The sequence below is a fragment of the Bradyrhizobium sp. CFUWI genome (assembly GCF_056429085.1).
In genome coordinates, this window is sequence record NZ_JBWJZE010000211.1 from 1 (window position 1) to 438 (window position 438).

The following is a 438-nucleotide window of genomic DNA, read 5'->3' on the forward strand; positions in this document are numbered from 1 at the left end:
CCGCTGGCCGTGCGCGGGCTCAACCTCGAAGGCCTGCGCCGCCGCGGATTCTCCGCGGACCGGCTGGCCGCGCTGAAGCAGGCGCACCGCCTGCTGTACCGGCAGGGCCTCACGCTCGAGGCCGCGCGCGCCGCGATCGCCGAGCTGCCCGCCGCGCACCCGGAAGCGGTGGCCGACGTCGCGCTGCTGCTCGACTTCATCGCCTCGTCCACGCGCGGGCTGGCCCGCTGATCCTGCGATGGTTCGTTCCCTGCAATCCGGCCACGCAGCCGGCATGCCCGGCATGCCGCAGCCGCCCGTGCCCGTGCCGCAGCCCGCGCAGTCGCCCCGCATCGCCATGGTGGCCGGCGAGACCTCCGGCGACCTGCTGGCGGGTTTGCTGCTGGACGGACTGCGGGAGCGCTGGCCGGGCGTGCAGAGCCTGGGCATCGGCGGCGC

2 pseudogenes are annotated in these 438 nt (G+C 76.3%); both read left to right on the forward strand.

Annotated elements, in window-relative coordinates:
- A pseudogene (locus tag AC066S_RS39470) lies at positions 1-231 on the forward strand (hypothetical protein); the annotation flags it as partial.
- Positions 232-238: 7 nt separating this feature from the next.
- Positions 239-438, forward strand: a pseudogene (locus AC066S_RS39475) (hypothetical protein); the annotation flags it as partial.